Genomic DNA, 16,358 nt, shown 5'->3' with positions numbered 1-16,358 from the left:
TCACTGAGGGAGTAGGCCAGCAGTCGGGGGCGGGGCCTTAACGGAAGGCACCCCTGGACTTGAGGGAGTCCAGGGGTGCCGTAGCCAGGAAGGCGTGAGATGGAATCAGTAGCAGGCGTAGTACTGCACCGAGCCGCCCTCGCCGGTCGAGTAGGCGGTGTAGTGCAGCGATCCGCCGGAGGCGATCTTGCTGCGGTTCGGCGGCGGCGGGGTCGAGGTGCGTCCCCAGGTGCCGTAGTTGATGTCGAGGCACGAGCCGGAGAGTCCGTAGATCGCGTCGCCGTAGGCCGACTTGACGGCGGCGATGGCCTGAGCGTCGGTGTACGGTGTCGAGCCGCCTCCGCCCGACGAGCCACCGCCCGACGAGCCACCGCCCGACGAGCCACCTCCGCTCGACGAGCCACCGCCTGTGTAGCCTCCGCTCGACGAACCTCCGCCCGACGAGCCACCTCCGCTCGATGCGGCGGCTTCCTCGGCGGCACGGCGAGCCTTCTCGTCGTCGTGCGACTTCTTCGCCTTGGCCAGCGCGTCCAGCGCGGCCGCGATCAGTGGAGCCGCATCTGCTGCCCCGTCGACGCCGATCGCCTCGATCGCTTCGCTCGCGGCGTCGGTGGTCGACGAGCTGGCAAGGCTCAGTGCGTCGACGTCGGAGGTCAACGCCTCCGTGAGCGCAGCGAGGTATGCCGCGAAGGCTTCCTCGGTAGCGGCCTGTGCCGCGATGAGTGCATCCGTCTGGGTGTCGAGCTGCGAAGCGGTCGACGCCGGATCGACGCCGGCATAGGCGAGCGGCCGGAAGGCATCGAGCGCTTCGTCCAGGGCCTCCGTGTCGACCTCGAGGTCGGCGCCGGCCTCCAGCGAGAGCTTGACGTTGTTGGCGACCGGCTGGGCCTCGGCGCGAGCGTCGCGAAACGCTTCGCGCGCGGCCGCGAGCTCAGCCTGCTCGAGCGCGATGCGCTCCTGCTCGGCAGCGTGCGCATTGGCGATCGCCACGCCGCCTGTGGTGCCCCCGGCGACGACGATCGCAACCGCTGCAACACCGAGCGCGATCTTCCACCGCTTTCGCGGTGCGACGGCCGTGTCCGTTCCTTCTGTCATGTTCTTCCCCCCGCTGCGAGCATAGTTCGCGTATTCGCTGGACTGATTGTGGATGGGCGAGAGAATATCGTACCCAATAGCGTAATATCACACTGTACGGACACTTCGGTGTCTCTCGGGTCAGACAACATAGGAAGCTGGGGGAAGGGGAAGTGGTGAGCAAAGCGACGGGGGAACGATCGCTGGAAACCGTGGACACTTGCGCAGCGTGTGACGCGACGGGACAGGTCGGGTACTTCTGCACACAGTGCGGCGGCCGAATGCCGCGCGACGAGATCTCCGAGGTCGAGGAACGGCTGCCTGGAGATGCCGCGCTGCTGAAGGCTATGCGCACGCCCGCTCCGCCGGACCCGCTCACGCTGCGGAAGGCCGGCGTTGCGCCGGTCGACGGGCGGGAAGCGCTGCCGCGCGTCGTCGCCAAGGGGCATGGGCACATGCTGCACGTAGTCGGAGTGCATGGCGGCGCGGGCGAGAGCACGCTCGCGGCCGCGTTGTCGGGACACGGTATGGCGGCAGGGCACGGCTGGCCCGTCTTGCCAGACGGACCCTCGGCGCCGTTCTTCGAGCCGCAGGTTGTGCTGGTGGCTCGCACGCACATGCCCGGTTTGCGTCGCGCGCAACTCGCACTGCGCGAGTGGGCGGCCGGGGATCTCCCGATCAAAATGATCGGCTTGGTCACGATCGCAGACGCCCCTGGCCGACTGCCGAAGCCCTTGAAGGACATGCTCCGACTCGTCGAGGGCGGCGCGCCTGCGCATTGGCGCGTTCCGTACCTCGAGGAACTGCGCCTCGGTCAATCGATCGAGTACGACACGACACCTAAGCCTTTGAACTCGCTGCGTTCCACTCTCATTCAACTGATCGAAAGGTAAGACCCATGCTGAAGTTGCTCTCCACACTCCCGCTCATCGACGTCCCCGGACCCGAGGCCCCTCCCGGCGCGGAGAACATCATGACGATCATCTCGTGGCTGTTTTGGGGGGCCGCGATCGCTGGCGTCGTCGGGCTGATCGCGCTGGCCATCGGCCTGTTCTTCATGAATCGCCACGGCAACGGCATGCCGGAGTTCGCCGGCAAGCTGGCCGCCGTGCTGGGCGGGCTCGTGCTGGTTGCAGGCTCGGCCGGCATCGTGACCGTCTTCCTGGGCTGAGGCCGACCATGAGCACGAGCAGTGACGAGCAGGGCACCTCCGGGCGGTGGTTCATCGCAGCTGGGGTGTTCCTGGTGGCCATTCTGATCGCGGCGGTCATCGTCGTGGCCGTGGTGGCCACGAACGCGAGCGGGCAAACGGAGGCTCAGCCGACGTCGAGCTCCACCGCTGAGGCGGATGCGTCATCGAGCGTGTGCGGACTGCCGGACGGGGATCAGTCGGTGCCCACGGTGAGCGCACCGGACACCGACTGGGTGCTCGTGGGGACAATCGCAACGCCGGATAGCCCCGACGAGTTCGGGCCGGGACTCGTTCGGGATGACGGGTTGAGGACATGCTTCGCACACAACCCGGTCGGTGCGCTCTACGCCGTCGCAAATGTCTATGCGCAAGGGTCGATGCCCGACCTCGCTCTGGCCGCGACGGAATACTTCATGGCTCCGGGGCTGGGGCGCGAGGCGGCAATCGAAGCGGTAGCGGATAACCCGCCGACTGGCGAAGGTGGCGTGCAGTTCGTCGGCTTCGAGATCCGCGAGTACACGTCAACGAGCGTGACGGTGGATGTCGTGGGACGCAACGCGAGCGGCGCGCTCGCGTCGATCCCGACGAAGCTGATCTGGCTGGAGGGCGATTGGCGCGTGGTCGTGCAGGACAACGGCCAGCCGGAGCTTCCGATCCGCCAGGTGCCGAGCCTGGCGGACTACGTGCCGTGGAGCGGCACCTGATGAACGGCACGTGCGCCCCGCTCGATTTCAGTTGCAGTCTGGGCGGCGTGGTGAGCCAACTGGCGAACGATGCCGCCACGGAGTTCGCGCGAGCGACGGCCGAAGCGTTCGGCAAGCTCATGGCGTCGTTCGGAACGTTCTGGCTGTACATCCCGACTCCGAACCTGGCCGGTGGCGCAGGGTCGAACTCGGACGTCGTGGACTTCATTCAGAACGGCCTCGCCTTCTACGTGGCGATCGCCGCGATCGTCTCGATCGTTATCGCCGGCATTCGGATGGCGTTGACGGCGAAGGGACAGCCCCTGCAGAACGTGCTGCGCGGCCTCGTGACGCTTGTCCTGATTTCGGCGGCCGCGATCCCGACGCTCTCGCTGCTCATCATCGCGGGCGATGAGTTCTCGACCTGGTTCGTGAACTTGTCGACCGATGGGTCCGACTTCGGAGCGAACATGGCGGCCGCACTGGCAACGCTGGTGAATCTGCCCGGTGGTGCAGTGATCGTTATCTGCCTGGGGCTCATCGCGATTGTGGTGGCGGTCGTGCAGGTGATTCTGATCCTGGTGCGGATGGTGATGCTCGTACTCCTGGCGGGGATGCTGCCGCTGGCGGCATCGTTCGCGTCCACAGACGCCGGCTGGTCGTTCCTCAAGAAGTACGGCGGGTGGCTGGTCGCGTTCCTGCTGTACAAGCCGGTGGCCGCGATCGTCTACGGCGTCGCGTTCGCGCTGATCGCCAATGGGGTGTTCAGCTACGACGAGCAGACGCTGGATCTCACCGGGCAAGCCGTGATGAACGTGCTTGCTGGTCTGATGCTCATGGGCGTGGCGATTGCAGCCTTGCCGGCTCTCATGCGGTTCGTGCTGCCCGCTGTCGCGGCAGTGGGTGGCGGCGGCGTGGGCGGTGCCGCTGGTGCCGGAGTAGGCGCGGCCGCGACAGGCGCAGTTGCGGTGGGAGGAATGCGCGGGTTCGGCGCGAGTGGCGGCGCGGCAACGACGTCGGGCACCGCAGCGGGGACCGCGAGCTCGGCCGGGAGCGCGGCGACTGGTGCCGCCTCTACAGGGGCGGCCACGAGCGGCGCGGCCGCCGCGGGGTCCGGCGCGGCCGCAGGGTCTGCCGCAGGTCCAGTAGGAACGGCGGCAGGTGCGGCGATCGGCGCAGCCGGGTCGATCGCCTCGGCAGGCAAGGGCGCTTCAGAAGGCGCGACCGGCGCCGCTGAAGGTGCGATTGAAGGGGAGCAGAACCGTGGCTGAATCGACGACGTTGCGCACCTACGGCAACTGGCGGCGGCCGCGAGCAGGCGGCATCGGCACCCTCAGCCTGGCGGCAACGATGCTCTTGCTCGGGTCACTCGTGCCAGGGATCGTGCTCCTGTTCGTGACGAACCTGTGGGTGACGCTCATCTACGCACTGCTCGTCGCAGGGGTAGTCCTTGCGATGTCTCGAACCGATAAACACGGAAGGTCGCTGATGAATCGATCGCAGGCACGCTGGGCTTTCTTCCGCGCAAAGATGCGGAAGGAGAACGTCTATCGATCAGGACCGATGGGGTTCACCCCCTGGGGGAAGAATCAACTGCCGGGACTGGCGGCGCAGACCCAGTTGACGGAGTGGCGGGACTCCTGGGATCGGCCCTTCGGGCTGATCGAGCTGCCGGGGAAGAACCACTTCACGGTGGTCTTCCAGGGCGAGCCGGACGGTGCATCGTTGGTCGACCAGTCGCAGGTTGACGTGTGGGTGGCTCACTGGGGCCAGTGGCTGGGTGCCCTCGCCAACGAACCGGGAGCCGTGGCGGCGTCGGTGACGATCGAGACGGCGCCGGATTTCGGCACCCGCTTGCGGCGGGAGGTCCGCTCGAGCCGGGGGGAGAATCCGCCCGAGCTCGCGCAACAGGTGATGGCGCAGATTGTGGACGAGTACCCGCGTGGGTCGGCCACGGTGCGCGCGCTGATCGCGGTGACCTTCAAGGGGCAACTCCGTGAAGGTGGTCAGCGTCGCAAGGTGCAGGATGTGGCACACGACTTGGCCTCGCGGCTCGCACTCATGACGCAGCAGCTGGGGACGACGGGTGCGGGGGCAGTGCGCCCGCTCTCGGCACAGGAGATCTGCGAGTTCGTTCGCGTGGCCTTTGACCCTGCCGTGGCGTCGCCGCTGGCGGAGGCGCGCGCGGCGAAGGAGCCGGTGGGGCTCAGCTGGAGCGACGTCGGACCCGTGGGGGCCGAGGCGGGCTGGAACTACTACAGGCACGACTCCGGCCTGTCGTGCACCTGGCAGATGTCACAAGCGCCACGAGGCGAGGTGTACTCGAACGTGCTCCAGCGGCTGCTGGAGCCGTCTGCCGTGATCGATCGAAAGCGGGTGACCCTGTTGTACCGCCCGATCGACCCCGGTCGCGCGGCGGACCTTGCAGAGCAAGATCGCCGGCAGGCGGAGATCCGCTCGACCTCGACGCATCGCCCGTTGATGCGCACGCTCACCGAGCAAGCACAAGTGCTTGCGACGGCGCGCGAAGAAGCACGCGGCGCGGGCCTGGTGAACTTCGGCATGCTCGTCACCGCGACCGTGTTGGACGAGAGCCGGATGCCGGACGCGAAGGCGACGATCGAGAACCTCGCTGCCAGCGCGCGGCTGTTCTTGCGGCCGATGAACGGCTCGCAGGACGCCGGGTTCGTTGGCTCGTTGCCGCTCGGCTTGATTCTGCCGGAGTACCTGCTCGTCCCGGCATCGCTGGGGACGCGCTGATGGCGCGGAAGGCGAAACCGACACCGAAGCGGGAGCCGCAGACGCGCCGACCAACTCTGCGAGGGTGGCTCGGCCCGGGGCGGGGCGCGCAGAGCTTCGTCGACGCGCCGCCTGAGTGGCGCGGCTCGACGGTGCAGGTGTGCGGGCTGTTCCCGTTCGCGGCGGGCGCGGGCGCGCCGGTCGTCGGCGTGCCGCTCGGCCTGCACTTGTCGACAGGAGCGGCCGTAGGCTGCGACCCGATCTCGTGGTTCACACGCGCGAAGATCGTGTCGAACCCCTCGGCGTTCGTGCTGGGGCTACCTGGACTGGGCAAGTCGAGCCTCGTTCGGCGCATGATGCTTGGCCTGACCTACCAAGGGGTTCAGCCGCTAGTGCTGGGCGACACGAAGCCGGACCACGTTGACCTGATTCGCGAGCTCGGCGGTCAGGTGATCGAACTGGGACCGGGACGGGGGCACCTAAACGTCCTCGATCCGGGCGAGTCGATCGAGGCCGCAGCGCAATTGCGGGAAGCGGGCCACACGGAACTGGCGGACCGGCTGATGGCAGAAGCCGCCGATCTGCGGCTGACGATGGTCGCGTCGTTGATCACAATCGCGCGACGTCAGCCGCCAGATGATCGTGAGGAAGCGATCATTGAGCGAGCGCTCCAACTGCTGGATGAGCAGCACGAGGGTGTACCCGTGCTCTCGGATCTGCTGGACATCATTCGGTCCGCTCCGACCGAGCTGCAACTGATGGCGGTGTCGCGAGGAAAGCTGGAGCGCTACCAGGAGATCACGGAAGCCCTGGAGGCGACGCTTCAGGGCTTGATCGGCTCTGGGCGATTCGGGGACATCTTCTCGAAGCCGACGTCGACGCCGATGCGTCGGGACCGGCCGGTGGTGTTCGATGTGTCCACGGTGAGTGAGAACAACCCCGAGTTGCAGGCCGCGATCTTGCTCGCGTGCTGGTCCTATGGCTTCGGCACGATTCGCGTAGCCGAGGCACTCGCGCAAGCGGAGCTCGAACCGAAGCGGCACTACTTCATCGTCATGGACGAGATCTGGAAAAGTCTGCGCGTGGGTCAGGGCCTGGTGCAGCGCATCGACTCGCTGACGCGACTCAACCGTCAACGAGGCGTGGGCCAGGTGATGATCACGCACACGGTGAGCGACCTCGAGCTGGCCAACAGCCACGAGACGGCGATGGCCAAGGGCTTCATCGAGCGTTCCGCCATTGTCATCTGCGGAGGGCTGCCCGACGCGGAGATGGCGAAGCTGCAACAGGTGGTGCGGTTCTCACAGGCCGAACAGGACATGGTCGTGTCGTGGAAGACGCCACCTGGCTGGGACTCCGAGCACGGCGTGGCGGACCCACCAGGAATGGGCAAGTTCCTGATCAAAGTCGGCGGCCGACCGGGAATCCCGGTGCAAGTCAGGCTCACGGCGGCCGAGCTCGCGGTTAACGACACGAACAAGGCATGGAGCACCCGCACAACCAACGATCGACCCCGGCTACGTGTAGTCGGAGAGTGAGAGAGAGCATGCCATGAGCGCACCGTCACGACGTCGCGGCCCAGATGCGGGACTGGGGCAATACCTGCCGGAGATAGCCACGGCTGCAATCGGCGTGGCGGTTGTCGCCGCCTTCGTCGCGGCCGTCTACCTCGGCAGACAGTGGGCGGGGATTCCGCCTGAGACGTCGGTGCCGGCATTCGCGTTCTTCGTCGGGATTCTGAGCGGCGAGTATGAGTGGCCCACAGAATCGACGGTGGTGCTCGTAGCGCTACTCGCTGGCATCCTGACGATCTCGCTGGTGATCGGAATACCGATCGCGCGAGTGCTTGGGCGGCGCCCACGAGTGGACCGCGCTGCTCGCTACATGGGGAGCGGGCGAGACATCTTCGATGCGACGCGAGCGGGAGCACGGAAGAAAGCGGATCGCCTCGGAGTGAAGGGAGCGCCGGGCGTCTTCGTCGGCAAGGCGGTGGCGGGTGGTGTGGACCTGGTGGTGTCGTGGGAGGACGTGAGCGCGGCGATCGCGGGGCCACGTGTCGGCAAGACGACCTCGCTCGTGATCCCGGCGATTGCGGACGCGCCGGCTGCTGTGGTCACCACGTCGAACAAGCGAGACGTGGTGGATGCCACACGTCAGTACCGCGCCGCGCATGCGGGGCAGGTCTGGGTGTTCGACCCTCAAGGCGTGGCCGACGAGCCGCCGACCTGGTGGTGGAACCCTCTGACGTTCGTGACGGATGAGGTGAAGGCGTTGGAGATGGCCAAGCTGTTCTCCTTCGTCTCGAAGGAGCGCGGCGAGGGGCGCTCGGCGTTCTTCGACGCCTCGGCCGAGACGTTGATCGCGGGGATGCTGCTCGCGGCCGCGCGGGAACAGCGCCCGTTCTCGCAGGTGTACTACTGGCTGACGGATGTGAGCGAGGACGAGCCAGCGTTCATTCTCGATCGACACAACGACGTCAAGGCGGCCGCGTCGGTGAAGCAGATCATCTTGGCACCGGAGAAGCAGAAGGGTGGCATCTACGGCACCGCGCAACAGGTCATGTCGTTCATGATCAACAACGACGCGATGCGGTGGGTGGAGCGGGGCGACGGACCCGACCGACCGGAGTTCTCGGCGGAGGACTTCGCGCGGAGCAACGGCACGTTGTACCTGCTCTCGAAGGAGGGTGGAAGCTCGGCCGCGCCGATCGTCACGGCCCTCACAATCGCGGTCACCGAAGCGGCCGAGCGCTACGCGATCAGCATGGGCGGGCGACTGCGTGACCCGCTGCTGCTCGTACTGGATGAGGCCGCGAACGTGTGCCCGTGGCAGAACCTGCCGAACCTCTACAGCCACTACGGCTCGCGCGGGATCTCCATCATGACGATCTTGCAATCCTGGTCGCAGGGCGTCGAGGTGTGGGGGCAAGACGGCATGCGCAAACTCTGGACAGCCTCGAACGCGAAGCTGTACTTGGGCGGCGTCGACGAAGAACAGTTCCTGGGGGCACTCTCGCAACTCATCGGAGATTTCGAACTCAACTCGCGCTCGATCACGCGGAGTTCGACCGGGGGCTCGAGTTCGTACCAGGCGCGCACCGAACGCATTCTGGACGTGTCCGATCTCCGATCAATGCCGCGCGGCCGCGCGGTGCTTTTGTACTCAGGAACACCGGCAATTCTCGTGCGGACCGTGCCCTGGATGGACGGCCCTCACGCACGCGAGCTGTCGGGAGCGAACGTGGCGGCCGACGCCTTCGACGTCAAGCCGCAGCCGCCGATGGACCTGCGACCGACCGTGGAGGTGAAGTAGCGATGACAGACGACTGGGCAGCCGATCTTGAAGGCGCTGACGGCCGCCAGGAGCGCCCAGCAGGAACGCGCGCACCTGAAGGGCTCGCGGAGCGCCTTGTGGCGCTCAGAGCGCGCCTGGTGGCCGCTGACGCAGAGGCCGCCGTCGTCGACGAGCTAGACGGCATGGTGAGTGCCCTCACCGCCGACACGACTCCCGAGGCACCGGAGCTGCGCTTTGCGCGGCTCGAGGATTTCGTGGAGCAGTACCTGGTGAAGATCTACCGCCGAGACGTCGACTCCGGGGCGATCCGCTGGTGCCCCCGCTGGTGGCTGCACAGCGAGGCGATCGCGCGGCTCGAAGCCATGTGGCGCGCGTGGGAACTGCTCAGATTGGACCCCGGTGAAGGTGGGTCGAACTGGTGGCTCATGCACGCGGACCCGCACATGCGGATGCTTCTGTCGGAGGACGGACCGTTCAAGCACTGCCGCAAGGGTGTGCACCAGGCAGAGCGCGATCGCCAACTACCAACCGACCCTGTGCCAGCGGGACACTTCTAGTCCGTCGTAGACACCAACGAGGCCGAGTCCGTGGGGACTCGGCCTCGTTCTGTGGTGCGGTTCGACTACCGCGAGATTGCCTGCTCCTTCTTCACGGCGGCAGACGGCCGGCGTCGCTTCGCCGGCGTCTTCGGAGTCGCTGCGGCCGTCGCTTGCGTGGGCGGCAACGCCTGTCCCTCATCCGCCGTACCGCGAGCCTCCGTGGCTTCGCTCACGGTGGCCGCGTCGTACTTGGCGGCCGCACCTTCGTGACGCTCCGCGTCGGCCTGGAGCGCGGCCGCGCGATCGCGCAGCGCGGTCGCGGCCGCCACGTCGCGCTCGACTGCGGGGGTGTCGGCAAGGCCCTCGGACTCGTTGTAGGCGATGTCCTTCTCGATCGCTTCCGCCTCGAGCACGAGCGCCGCAGCCTCCTGCTCGGCGCGGCGAGCCTGAGCACGTTCCTCGGCTGCAAGCTGAGAGGACTCGACCATCCGGCGAAGGTGCTCCCGGACTTTCTCCGGTGACGCTCCAGGAGCGTTCGCGTCGATGTTCCAGCGACGCTCAATCTCGTTGCGCATCTTCTCGGACGTGCTCGCGATCTGCGGGTCTTGGCCACGCCACGCGGCCGCGACCTGCCACATCTCCGCAACCTCGTCGGGCTGCGCCGCATCCCACCACTCAGCACGCGACACGGCTTCGAGCTGTGCGCGCGCGGCAAGCCGTTCAGTGTCGAGTCGACTCTGGAGCTCACGTGCACGTTGAGCGCTCTCGGCCTCCGCGTGGCGAAGGCTGTTCTCGCGCATGCGCGCGAGCTGCTCCCCAATGCGCCCGCTCGCCATCAGGCTCGTTCGGAGCATGTCCCCGAGCGCGTCATCCACTGCATCGGACTGGTCCATTGCAGTACCCCCTTTCTCCCTCTCCCCGGCTACCTGTCGAGGTCTTCATCCCGCGCAGCGTCGTCGCTGACGGGGCGTGTTGCGCGGTGCGAACCAGGCGCGTCACCAACAGTGCGCACACCTTGGACGTCGCCGCGATCGAAGCGTCGCATTTCTTCCAGTGCCGGGTCAACGGCACCGTCTCGGATGGCCCCCGGCACGCGAGGCAGAGCCTGTGCGACCTCGGCAAGTCGAGAACGCACAACCTGCTCCATCTGCGCCGCCCTACGGGCATGGCCGCGTGCCACCGTCATCTCGGCCAGCGCCTGTGCCGTCCGCATGAGCTCACGCAGAAGAAGCGCGTGAGCCATCGGCGAGTTGCCCTTCATCGTCGATGCCGCGACCAGGAGCGCCAGCCCGCCTGCGGTCGCGCGGGGTGTGCTGCGGGGCTTGACCGCGTGGGCGCGCAACTGGGCGCCGCGAGCAAGCTCAGCGGACGTCTCTGCGAGCGGTCCAGGCTCAACCTCAACGCGCTGCGACCATGCCGCGAACACGCCGGCAGTGTCGCGCGCAACCTCGGCCCACTGTGCATGATCGTCGACGGGAACGTCTGCGAGGCGACCGCGAAGCGAGGCGATCTCCGACGTGTACTCAGCCCACAGGCGCGGGTCGGGTTCCGCCAACTCGCGTCCCGGCGAGACGGGCCGCTCACCCTGGAAGGCAGCGCGCCATTCCGCGATCGCCACAGTGGAACTGTCGAGCGAGTCTTCCCAGTCTTGACGCAGACGCGGAAGCGTCAAGTCGCGAGCGAGCTTGCCGCCGCCATGCCACACCACCGGATCTCCATCGACAGGTCGCAGAGCCACGGAGTACCCGACCACAACATCCGTCCGCCCCTGCGCGAACCGGGGCCGAATGAGAAGACCGTTGCGCCGACAGCGGCGCACAAACTCGCCCTCATCGGCAGCGGCCGCAGCAGCGGCGCGCACGCCTCGAGCAAGACGCACGACGTCGGGCGTCGACGCCCCGCGACCCTCGGAAGCGTTCAGCGCGGCGGGCGAGACACCTCGAGTACCGAGCCCTTCCGCGCGATCGCCAGTGACCTCCAGACCGTGCTCGACTTCGAGCTCACGAGCCACCGCTTGCGCGCGCGAGAAGTCGTTGTGCACGCTTGCCTTCGTGCCGTCCTCACGCACGAGAGAAACGGCCAGGTGAACGTGGTCGTTTCCGTTCTTGCTGAGTCCATGACGGACAGCAACCCAACGGCAGGGCGCACGCCCGTCTGCGTCAGTGAAACCCATGCGCTCGACGAATTGCTCCGCGATCTCCTGCCAGCGCTCATCCGTCAGCTGACCTTCCTCCGAGCGAAGCGAGAGCGAGCAGTGCCACACATGCGCAGCGCGCCGCTCAAGCGTCGCAACGCTGCCGTCTGCACCATTCACGCGGCGAAGGCGCGTGACCTCTGTCCCCGTCGTGACGCGCGCGAGATCAAGTTCCGCGCCCAACATCAGCTGGTCCGCCTTGTCCAACGGCCGGCTGCCAAACAGCACGAACGTCTCCGCATCCCCGGCGACGACGTGAGGATCAGTGTGTTCGTTCTCACGTCCTTCACCGAACAGGTACGACATGAGTCCGCCGAACCGATCGCCGCGCGTGATGTTCGGAATCACGACGACACCAGCCGCGCGACGAGCTCGCGAAGTTGCGGGCGGATCTCGCGGTAGTCGGTGACCACATCGAGCGCCCATGCCGGGATCTCGTGCTCCGTGTTCGCATGCTTCGCCAACTGGTTCGCGTTGTTCGCGATCGTGCCGAGCAATCGGGAGAACTCATTGAGCGCGACGGCAAGCTGACGGCGCTCGGTGATCGTCATGCCGTCGCCTCGGTTCAAGGCCGACTCCACCAAGAGTCGGGGCACGGTGACTTGCTGTGCATGCGCCCTGCACCAAGCAGTCGAGCTTCTTCTTCGGGCGTCACCTTCACCTCGTGGCGAATGGTGCGGCCGCCCTCAACATTCGCGCGGCGACGGCGGCCGAGCAGCCGTCGAGAACTCTGGTCGTTCACGCGACTCTCCTTCCTCCTGGCCCAGCGCAGCGAACCCGCCATAACGGCGGGGACCATACGGCCCGATAGGGCAAGTATGCCCGTGATGGACGCCCCAGTCCAGCACCAAGCCCGACTTAGCCGTGCTAAGTCTATAGCTTGCTCCGGTCCCCCCCACCGGGTGACCGGATCAGGCCCCTCGCTCGCGAGGGCTGAAGTGGCTGTTGTTCGCGTGCCGCGACGAGCCGTAGGATCGACGCATGGCTAAGGGAATCGACGTCGCCGCGCTGGCTGAAAAGACGCGCCGCGACGAGGAAGCACGCATCCAGTCCAAGGTGGACGCTGTGCACGAGCTAGGTGCAGCAGCGAACACCGCTACCGAGGCGCAGAGTCGCCTCGAGATGACGCGAACGGCAAGTGGGCGGCCGCGTACAAGTCCGCGCTCGACGCGGGGCTCTCCGAGCGCGACCTGCGCGACCTCAAGCCGCCGGCTGGCGCGCGTCCGAAGGCCGCGCGAAAGCCGCGCTCGACGCCGCCCACCGGCGTCGTCGCGAGCGGCGAGAATCAGTTCTAACGACTGCCCCAGGAAGGAAGCGGCCCCACCGTGTAGACGGTGGGGCCGCTTCCTTTGTCGAGGCAAGATCGTGCCGGGTCCCCTGCCCCCCATGCCGGGAGATTGTGCCATCGGCTTGTGCGGGTATCAAGGGCGCTTCGCGTCGCACGCGATGCCCCTGCGGGGCACCCTTGACACCCGCCCGGCGCCGCGACGTTCAGCATGTGTTGGGGGGCAGGGAGGGAGGTGGAAGGTGAACGAAACCGCGCTAGCGGGTGAGTTCGGGGCCACCGTCCTGTGCCGCTTCGCGCGACGCCACACGGCCTGCGGTCGTGGCGCTCAGAGCCGCGGCTGGCAGGCTGCGCAAAACCGGCGCGCGCGACGTTGACGTCGGCGTTGGAGTTGGATGACTCCGCAGCCTTGGCTCGCGCCTGCTCCGCGTGCATGGCGGCGAGTTGGTCGTCGACCTCCTTGGCGCGAGCGCGCGCGGCCGCGAGAGCGTCAGCCTGACCGAAGGGCTTGTGCAGACGATCGTCGGCCTCCGCGATCGTGCGCTCCTGCGCTTCAAGATCCTGACGCAGTTCACGGATGCTGCGCTCGATCGACGTGGTGCGGTTCTCGATGGAGCGCACCACGCCGACTCCCGGCTGCAACAGTTCGTCCCGCTCGAAGGCAAGTCCTGAACGCGGGACATCAGCGAGCTTGATGGACACGTAGCTCGGCTTCCCGTAGTCCACGCGCGTCTGCATCTGCGCGTGCACGTCGAAACCGGCGATCGACCCGATCTTGCCGAAGTCCCTCTCGGAGCGGATCGGTTCGTAGCGCAAGCCAGCCGTGTTAGCCCAGTCCGCGATCGCGTGCATGGCCTCGGTGCGTGTGGTGCACACGGTCCCGTTGACGTTCATGCGGAAGGCGTCGCCGCTCACGTCCTCGGCGCGCGTGGCGGCAACCTCGAGCAGAGCGAGCTGACTCTCCAGGAAGTTGATCTTGTCGGCTGCGACCTCGCGCGTCAGGCTCAGACTGCTGAGTCCACGAGAGTGGGCGCGCGAGAGCCGTTCGAGCCGCGCGAGCTCGTTGTCGGCCACAGCCTTCTCCAGCAGGAGCGGGTTCCCCGACGAGAGCGCCTTGGCCTCGGACGCCGACAGCGCGGTGTCGCCAATGTCTTCGAGCTCGCGCACGTCGAGGCGGCCGCGCATGATCTGCGCGATGAACCGTGCCTTCCTTTCGATTGCCTGCCACATGTAAGAGTCGAAGCTCCCCTCGACGACGTACCGGTAGATCGCGATCTCGTCGTTCTGGTTGCCCTGTCGAACACCGCGTCCGTCGCGCTGCTCGACGTCGGCCGGGCGCCACGGGGCAGTCGACGTGATGCATCGCCGTCATGCGGGCCTGCACATTCGTGCCGACGCCCATCTTCTCCGTCGAGCCGATCAGCACCGCGACGTGGCCGGCGCGGGCGGCCGCGAACAGTCGCGCCTTCTCGGCGTCGTTCCGTGCGTCATGGATGAACCGGATCGACTCACGCGGGAGCCCCTCCTGCGTGAGCAGCAGCGCGAGCTCGTTGTACGCATCCCAGCGTTCATCTGAAGGCGTGCCGAGGTCGGCAAAGACCAGCTGAAGTCCACCGCGTACAGGGGATTCCTCGCCCGTCGTGACGTCCGTGTAGATGTTCTCGCGCGTGGCGCGCCATTCGGCCGCGATACGAGCTGCGACGGCGTTCAACTTGACGCCCTCGCCGTGATCTCCCCACTCGTTGACCATGCGCATATCGAGCGCAGCCTTCCGGCCATCGGTGGAGATCTTCAGCATGTTGTCCTCGGTCGGCTGGACGCTTCCACCCGCCACCAGGTCTGCACGCTCTCCGAGTTCTGCGATGTACGACTGCAACTGCTCGGTGGCGGGAAGCACGACAGTCTCCGGCGCACGCTCGCCATCGGGGCGAGCGCGCAGTGCCGGTGTCGGCAGTTGGAGATCCTCGGCGGTCTTCACGTCCGCGAACACGTGCCACATGCGGAGCATCTCCGGCACGTTCTGGAACTTGGCGAAACGGGTCTTCATACGGAAGCTGTCACTCCCGGTGGGACCCATCTCCATGTCGGTGACCGTCTCACCGAAGGTGGCCGCCCACGCATCGAAGCTGCCGATGCCGGCCGCTTCGAGCAGGTCGGGTCGGAGGTAGCGCTGCATGACGTACGCCTCGGTGATCGAGTTCGCGATCGGCGTGGCGGTCGCCACGGTGACGACTCGCGCACCGTGTTGCGAACGCAGATACTCGAGCTTCATGTGCATGTCGCTGGCACGGTGCGCGCCAGTGATCGCAGCGTCCTGGATGTTGCTCTCGGTCCGAAGGTTCTTGTACCCGTGGAACTCATCGACTACCGCGTAGTCGATTCCCGTAGCTTCAAAGGTGAGGCCGGGGTCGCGCGGCCGGTCGAGAAGCTTCGCGGCGGCTTCTTCGAGACGAACAACAGCACGCTCGATGCGCTTGACGGAGAGGTTCGCTTCGTCGTTCTCAAGGGCGGCGCGCAGCGCCTCGGCCTGAGAAGCGATGTAGCGGGATTCGTTCTCTGCCGACAGCGGAATGCGCTCGAACGCGCTCCGCGTCATGATGATCGCGTCCCAGTCGTTCGCGGCCGCGCGCGCTACGAACATGCGACGGCGATCGCCAGCAAGATCGCTGGTTGCTGCGGCCAGGATGCGCGCCTGGGGGTAGATCTGGAGCCACTCGCGACCGAACTGCTCGAGCATGTGGTTCGGGACAACGACGACAGGCTTCTTGACCAGGCCCATCCGCTTGAGCTCCATCGTGCCGATCACCATCTCGGCGGTCTTGCCGGCACCCACCTGGTGGAACAGTCCAACAGCGGGTTCGGCAATCATGCGCGCAACAGCGTCACGCTGGTGCGGCCGAGGTGAGAAGTTCGCGGCCATGCCCGGGAGCGTCAGGTAGTCACCAGCGCCCGTGTAGTTCCGGAGGACGATCGAGTTGAATCGGCGGTTGTATTCCTCGGTGAGTCGCTGCGCTCGCTCGGGGTCTTCCCATACCCACTCGGAGAATCGCTCCTGCATCTCGCGGGCCTTCTCTTGCGCCGCCGACGTCTCGACCGGGTTGGTCACCCGAGTCTTGCGCCCGTCGCTGCCTTCGATCTCGTCCTGCACAATCAGAGCGCGCTGCTCCATGAGCGCTTGTGCGATGTCCTGTGCGGGCCGACGATCGGTGCCCCACTCGTTGGTGGCGCGCACGGACTGGCGAACACCGCCAGTGACTGTCCACATGCCGGCAACAGGGTTCTCAACGCGGACGTATCGGTCCTGAAGGATCTCGTTGAGGAACTGCTGATGAGTCGCGGCGTCGATCCAGACCGCTCC

The 16,358-nt window shown here is 66.8% G+C and carries 13 protein-coding genes and 1 pseudogene; 8 read left to right on the top strand and 6 right to left on the bottom strand.

Annotation, left to right across the window (positions count from 1 at the left end; genetic code table 11):
- Positions 1–105: 105 nt before the first annotated feature.
- A complete protein-coding gene (locus AC0L6Y_RS12955; protein ID WP_473558782.1) occupies positions 106–1,095 on the bottom strand; it encodes a hypothetical protein in 990 nt (329 codons plus the stop codon).
- A gap of 260 nt (positions 1,096–1,355) precedes the next feature.
- On the opposite strand from AC0L6Y_RS12955, the gene AC0L6Y_RS12950 reads away from it, so the two are divergent.
- From AC0L6Y_RS12950 to AC0L6Y_RS12915, 8 genes are read left to right on the top strand one after another with little or no spacing between them, the layout of a single operon-like run.
- Positions 1,356–1,967 (top strand): DUF6668 family protein, encoded by a 612-nt coding sequence (locus tag AC0L6Y_RS12950; RefSeq protein ID WP_473558777.1) that lies wholly within the window; start codon positions 1,356–1,358, stop codon positions 1,965–1,967.
- 5 nt (positions 1,968–1,972) lie between these two features.
- Complete coding sequence (locus tag AC0L6Y_RS12945; protein ID WP_473558774.1) at positions 1,973–2,245, top strand: hypothetical protein; 273 nt, start codon at positions 1,973–1,975, stop codon at positions 2,243–2,245.
- 8 nt (positions 2,246–2,253) lie between these two features.
- On the top strand, positions 2,254–2,970 hold the full coding sequence (locus AC0L6Y_RS12940) for a DUF8175 domain-containg protein (RefSeq protein WP_473558769.1): 717 nt from the start codon (positions 2,254–2,256) through the stop codon (positions 2,968–2,970).
- Complete coding sequence (locus AC0L6Y_RS12935) at positions 2,955–4,220, top strand: hypothetical protein (RefSeq protein WP_473558764.1); 1,266 nt, start codon at positions 2,955–2,957, stop codon at positions 4,218–4,220. Before AC0L6Y_RS12940 ends, AC0L6Y_RS12935 begins: the two co-directional genes overlap by 16 nt.
- Positions 4,213–5,709 carry an SCO6880 family protein gene (locus AC0L6Y_RS12930; RefSeq protein ID WP_473558758.1) on the top strand — a complete coding sequence of 499 codons (1,497 nt, stop codon included), beginning with the start codon at positions 4,213–4,215 and terminating at the stop codon, positions 5,707–5,709. Before AC0L6Y_RS12935 ends, AC0L6Y_RS12930 begins: the two co-directional genes overlap by 8 nt.
- Positions 5,709–7,226, top strand: coding sequence for an ATP/GTP-binding protein (locus AC0L6Y_RS12925; protein ID WP_473558752.1), 1,518 nt, complete (start codon positions 5,709–5,711; stop codon positions 7,224–7,226). Before AC0L6Y_RS12930 ends, AC0L6Y_RS12925 begins: the two co-directional genes overlap by 1 nt.
- Positions 7,227–7,239: 13 nt before the next feature.
- Positions 7,240–9,000 carry a type IV secretory system conjugative DNA transfer family protein gene (locus tag AC0L6Y_RS12920; RefSeq protein WP_473558747.1) on the top strand — a complete coding sequence of 587 codons (1,761 nt, stop codon included), beginning with the start codon at positions 7,240–7,242 and terminating at the stop codon, positions 8,998–9,000.
- Positions 9,001–9,002: 2 nt separating this feature from the next.
- The gene (locus AC0L6Y_RS12915) at positions 9,003–9,539 is read left to right on the top strand and encodes a DUF4913 domain-containing protein (protein WP_473558744.1); all 537 of its coding nucleotides are present in this window, start codon (positions 9,003–9,005) and stop codon (positions 9,537–9,539) included.
- A gap of 65 nt (positions 9,540–9,604) precedes the next feature.
- On the opposite strand, the gene AC0L6Y_RS12910 is transcribed toward AC0L6Y_RS12915, so the two are convergent.
- The 5 genes and pseudogenes from AC0L6Y_RS12910 to AC0L6Y_RS12890 all read right to left on the bottom strand — a co-directional run.
- Entirely contained in the window at positions 9,605–10,414 is an 810-nt protein-coding gene (locus AC0L6Y_RS12910) for a hypothetical protein (protein ID WP_473558739.1), read from the bottom strand.
- Between the two features lie 29 nt (positions 10,415–10,443).
- Positions 10,444–12,063 carry a relaxase/mobilization nuclease domain-containing protein gene (locus AC0L6Y_RS12905; RefSeq protein ID WP_473558734.1) on the bottom strand — a complete coding sequence of 540 codons (1,620 nt, stop codon included), beginning with the start codon at positions 12,061–12,063 and terminating at the stop codon, positions 10,444–10,446.
- A complete protein-coding gene (locus tag AC0L6Y_RS12900; RefSeq protein ID WP_473558728.1) occupies positions 12,060–12,266 on the bottom strand; it encodes a MobC domain-containing protein in 207 nt (68 codons plus the stop codon). The genes AC0L6Y_RS12905 and AC0L6Y_RS12900 overlap by 4 nt, the downstream gene beginning before the upstream one ends.
- A gap of 740 nt (positions 12,267–13,006) precedes the next feature.
- Positions 13,007–13,894, bottom strand: coding sequence for a hypothetical protein (locus AC0L6Y_RS12895; protein WP_473558723.1), 888 nt, complete (start codon positions 13,892–13,894; stop codon positions 13,007–13,009).
- Positions 13,827–16,358: pseudogene (locus AC0L6Y_RS12890) on the bottom strand (hypothetical protein); the annotation flags it as partial. The pseudogene AC0L6Y_RS12890 and the gene AC0L6Y_RS12895, both read right to left, overlap by 68 nt.

Source organism: Pseudolysinimonas sp. 10J20-29 (assembly GCF_055809595.1).
This window is presented reverse-complemented; position numbering and strand designations above follow the sequence as displayed.